Below are 5,040 nucleotides of genomic sequence, written 5' to 3' on the forward strand. Positions count from 1 at the left end.
TTAGCGATACCTGAGGCTTTGCATGTTTTATAGGCTACTCTTTTTGAGTAGCTCATCTTCTAATAATTACTTTATCGACTGTTTTTATATTGGTTATTTCAGGAGTTGGCGTATTATCGATAGCTAAATTATTTTTTGCTTGTTCGGATCTTCATTTCTAGATTTTTATCATATTGATAATGTTTGTTATTTATATAAAATCTATCTTCTAGGTTATAAGGCTGTTCAGTTGTTTTCCTTATTTCAGCTAATGGTTCTGGTTTTTTATCATAGCGATAGTACTTATCGTTTGTATGAAATCTGTCTCCTATATCTGTTATTACAGACTTAAGCCAGTCACCAATTTTACCTAAAACTGTTTTCTCGCCTAACTCTGCAGCAGTTTTCAAATTCATGCTTTGATCTTTACTTAATTGGTAAATTAAGCTATTAAAATTTGAAGTAGCTTCCTTATTACAATATAATTTCAAATCCTCTATATGCCTTGTCATAGCTACATAAGAGCTTCTTTTATTACTTGCACCATCGTGTAAAATATATACATCTTTTATAGATGCTCCTTGAGCTTTATAAATTGTACTAGCATAACCGTGTTTAAAGCTGATTTTACTTGGATCAAAGCTGATTTCTATTCCTTTATCTGTTTTAGCTATAAACTTTTTTTCACTTACAAATAACAAGCTAGCAAACTCACTATTTCGAATTTCTTTATTGCTTGTTTGAAATTTGAAATATGATTCTATCTCCAACCGTATAAGACTCTTTTTTACCAGCTATCAAACGGCAATATTCTGAACCTTTCAGAGTACCATTCGCCTTTAATAAGGCTCTTGCACTCAAATTAAGAACATCTACATCTTTGTTACGTACTGTAATAATCAAACGCTTATGTGGCTGAAACTTACTCTGACTCCAGTCTTTAATTAGCCTACTCATAGAGTCTTCCAGCGTATAATCTATCTTTATACCTTCATGTTGTTTCAACAGTAGCAAACTGCTCTTAATATTGTCATCAGCAAAGTTTCTAGCTACTTCTTTCTCCAGTTTTTGCTTTGTCTCTTAATATCTGTTAATACATGGAGCCAAATTTATTTGCCAATACTTCAAACATTCCACCTCTTTCACGAGTTGTTTTTCATCTCCGCAAGATTATTTGGCAATTATTCTCTTTCACTACTTTTAACAGCTCTAAATAATCGTTATTACTTAGCATTCCAGCTTCATCTACTCTATTAAACTATTCTTAATAGCTCTTTTTTGAAATAGAAATCCTTTAACAGTATAACGTTCTTCATAATCTTTAAGCTCTGATACTGCCTTATGTGTAGGGCAAGCCTATAACTTTTTGCCACGATTTGTAGCAATCTTATATACTTCCGCTAAAACATTTCCTGTTCCAGCTCTCCCTCTTAGTATTTTAATTCCAAAATTACTAAGCAAAATACGTCTTAATGCTTGTTTTTGTCTTCACTAACATTTGTTAGGCTTTCTATATCATTTTTAAGATGGTAAATATCATTTCATGAATCTGATTATTGATTTTATTAGCAATTTAACTATTCTTGCTTCTTCTTCTTTAACCTCTTTAGTGTGTAGTATTCACTATTTTGGCCGTTTTCATGATATAACTTTAATACTCTATTAATACTTGCTTACTATTTTTTGCTTTTAGTATCAATTTTTGACAGCTCTTTCAACATCTGTTAGTGAAAACAGATTGATACTTTTATATGATTTAATACTTCATCGCTCGCTAATAATCTGAGATGAGCCTCTTTCGTAACTCATTGCATTAGCTATTTCATTAATAAAACTTCTATTCTAACAGGACCAACATGCATTTGTGGAACTGTACTTATCTGGTCTACTCTATTATCCAATCCTAATTCAGCAAAATATTCGTTTATTACTTCCTTTGCCTTTTCATGAATCATTTTAGATTCTGGAATAATAAATGACTTACCTTTTGTTGTTCTAAATTGGGTTCTAAATCAACAGCCTTTGCTCCTAAACCTGTTCCATCTTCTCTGAATCTTCTAGTAGTAACTAGTATATGTGCATGCCAATTCTTATCCCTCTATGAGGTTTATGAAATCTATCTGCACTCCAAGCCATGTTTCACCCATTCATCTTCTTAACTATTCGGTGTGAATCTCTATTCTATCTCTAAATTCAACTCTTTATCTCTGGCAAGGCTATTACAAATCCTTCAACAACTTGCTATTTCTTCTTGTTTCAGTACGCTCCACCTCATTCATTAATGTTTGTACATTCTTGAATTTGAATTTACATAGTAGGTATTAGTACTGTATGGTATACGTTATCTTTCTTGCGAGAAAAATTATAACTTGTGTTTGTTTGTTCATTTTTAACAAAAATTCGTGCATTATACGCTGCTTTACAACAACTATCTCCTCCTTTGCTTCTACTTAAAAATTCTATTCTTGCAAACTGTATCGCCAAATCTCACCTGACTTTCACAGTAACATGAGTTTTTTATTTTGCCAGTAATTTTTTTCAAAATCGCTAATGATCATTTTTTGTAAACTTTAAGTTTATATTGCGTATAAGCTTATCTTACAATGAAGCTTCTAATGGAATTATCGTTTTTACTGTATTTATTTGATGTTGGTTTGGTAGGTTCGGGATTTCCTTTACTGTAATTTTATTTTGATATATTTCTGTTTTTTATGAATTTATGCAGTAGTCTTCAGCAAAAAAAAGCTAAAATTATAATGGAAGAACTTAATCTAAAAGATAAAGAGCGTAGAATGCGACTAGCTCTTATAGAAATTGGTGGTTTGCTGTTAAAGCTAAAATAGATCATTTACCTACTAAATTATTTGGGCTTTTTTATAAAGATACTTTACACAACATCCAACTGTTCAAGATCATTGGACTAAATTGGTAAGATATTTTTGATAAGGAGCAAAAAAACAAAGCCACGTGATTTTAAAATTTTTCTCTGAACCAGATGAAACACTAAGCCACATTAGAATCATGGCTTAAAATGGAATTGCTACCGTAATGAATGAAATGGCCATGTTAAAGATATCGACTCCTTAAAGCACGGCCTACTCCATATTCAATATGAACTTGAGCTGGTATCTAAGGTTTAAGATAATGCTTATATTGCTAAAATGTAAATATTATCTTACTGTGCATTATCATATATATCGAATTCTTCTCCAGATTCTCCTAGAGCTTGCGTATTTATATTATGTTTTTTCATTAAGTCTGTACACAGTTCGATTTTACAAGCTTCTTTTAATGATTGTAGAGTATCCTTATCGTTAACATAACTTAATATTTTTTCTAGACAATTATGCTTCTTTAACTTCAGTAACTTATCTTCTTTTAAATGTGATGCAAGTGACGGCAATTTACTTCCTAACATTTGCTTATCTTCACAGATCTTAATTGTATCTTTAGTTAGTTCCATACTTTGAATTGCATTTGCAATAACTATCTTTCCGTTATCAAGAGCTAATTCTTGAGCAGTTTTTCCATTCTTATCTCTTATATTTGAATTCGCACCTGCATTTATAAGAACCTTGATAGCACTTAAATTCTCCATCCTAGCAGCCATATGTAAAGCAGTTTGTCCATCATTATCTCTTATATTTAAATTTGCACCTGCTAGTATAAGACTCTTAACAATATTTGAATCACTTCCAAGAGCAGCACAATGTAAAGATGTAATTTTATTCTGATCATCTTTTATATTAGGATCTGCACCTGCATTTATAAGAAGCTTGACAGCACTTAAATTAATCATAAATGCAGCTATATATAAAGCAGTGAAGCCACCTACTTTAGATTTTACATTAAGATCTGCACCTGCATCTATAAGAAGGTTGACGGCATCTAAATTATTTTCTTTAACAGCATGGTGTAAAGTGGTGTAGCAGCCATCAACAAAACTGTTAAGATCTACACCAGTTTTTATAAGTTCTTTTAATTCTGTTAATTGATTGTTTTTAGCAAGTTGATGTAATTTATACATTTATATAATGATTTTTTAGTTAATATAGATAATTATTAATAGCTTTAGTATAAAAATTACTGAAGATTTAATAACTATTAGTTTTTAATGTATCATAGTTAAGTAGTATGTACAAGATTTATGGATAAATTTGAGTATAAGTCTTATTAGTAGCAGCATTAAGTATGCAATATCCACTTAGCTCATCAGCAATCTCTGATAGTTTAAGGTATCGAGCAAGAGGTAAAATTCTTGCTCTGTTTCAATGACTATTCTTTGTCTTTTATCATAAGGTTTTATTGATATAGTTTTAATATTATGTAAACGAAATTTTATTAATAACAAATCTTTTTTATTTTGCAGGCGCAATGTTTTAATCATTGCTAGAACTAATTTTTTTGTTACCACTAATTCTAGTAAGATCAGAACCTGTTCTGCAATTTTTTACTAAATGCCTCAGCAATATTTCTTTGTAAGCTTGTATCTTCGATAGTGTCATGTAATATTTTTGAATTCTGATTAACGTTAATAGCAATCTTGCAGTTTTTGATACTGTTTATAATTGCACTACCAATTAACTGGCTTAGCACTGCCTTTATTCTAAAACTGTCTCCAATGACCAAATTCTGTATATCATTTTGAATATTTAGCTCTATATCTTCATTTTCAAAGTCTTGTTTTATTTTGCTAACAGTATTATCTATTAGCGCTTTTATGCTAAATGTTTCACTCTTGACGTTCGTTGATTCTATGTATTGTCTAAACAAAAAAATTATGCTATTCAGAGAAGCTGTTACATTGCCTATTTTATAGTTATTTACTATTCTTCTAAAATGTTGTATCCAATCTATGCAATTTATACTTACTTGCCCAGATTCTTCTAGTTTATGGTATAGTTGATTCAGCATCTATCTGTTTTATAGTAGTGCTATTAATGCCTTCTATAGCTAATTTTTTAGTTAATTTATCAATTTTGTTTTGACCTTCATCTTCCATAGGCATAGAATGCTCCTGCTATTTTATTTCTAAAATGGTTTTGCTAGAGATTAAAAGTT

Annotated in this window: 4 protein-coding genes and 2 pseudogenes; 1 reads left to right on the forward strand and 5 read right to left on the reverse strand. The window is 30.4% G+C overall.

Translation table 11 applies throughout. The annotated features are described in order from the left end of the window. Positions 1 to 128 precede the first annotated feature (128 nt). The 3 genes from OCHUTO_RS05590 to OCHUTO_RS06700 form a co-directional block, all read right to left on the reverse strand. Positions 129 to 749, reverse strand: a complete 621-nt coding sequence (locus tag OCHUTO_RS05590) for a hypothetical protein (protein ID WP_045797607.1) — start codon at positions 747 to 749, stop codon at positions 129 to 131. Beyond that, positions 709 to 984, reverse strand: coding sequence for a hypothetical protein (locus OCHUTO_RS06080; protein WP_198139671.1), 276 nt, complete (start codon positions 982 to 984; stop codon positions 709 to 711). The genes OCHUTO_RS05590 and OCHUTO_RS06080 overlap by 41 nt, the downstream gene beginning before the upstream one ends. An 812-nt stretch (positions 985 to 1,796) precedes the next feature. Next, entirely contained in the window at positions 1,797 to 1,934 is a 138-nt protein-coding gene (locus tag OCHUTO_RS06700; RefSeq protein WP_156961315.1) for a hypothetical protein, read from the reverse strand. Between the two features lie 756 nt (positions 1,935 to 2,690). Between OCHUTO_RS06700 and OCHUTO_RS04605 the strand changes: the two are divergent. Further along, positions 2,691 to 3,119 (forward strand): annotated as a pseudogene (locus tag OCHUTO_RS04605) (conjugal transfer protein TraD). A 35-nt stretch (positions 3,120 to 3,154) separates the two neighbouring features. On the opposite strand, the gene OCHUTO_RS04960 reads toward OCHUTO_RS04605, so the two are convergent. Beyond that, positions 3,155 to 4,006 (reverse strand): ankyrin repeat domain-containing protein, encoded by an 852-nt coding sequence (locus OCHUTO_RS04960; protein WP_052694666.1) that lies wholly within the window; start codon positions 4,004 to 4,006, stop codon positions 3,155 to 3,157. Positions 4,007 to 4,124: 118 nt separating this feature from the next. Next, positions 4,125 to 4,491: pseudogene (locus OCHUTO_RS05920) on the reverse strand (HD domain-containing protein); the annotation flags it as partial. Between the last annotated feature and the right edge of the window lie 549 nt (positions 4,492 to 5,040).

Origin of the sequence: Orientia chuto str. Dubai, assembly GCF_000964595.1 — a bacterium.
Taxonomy (GTDB): Bacteria; Pseudomonadota; Alphaproteobacteria; order Rickettsiales; family Rickettsiaceae; genus Orientia; species Orientia mediorientalis.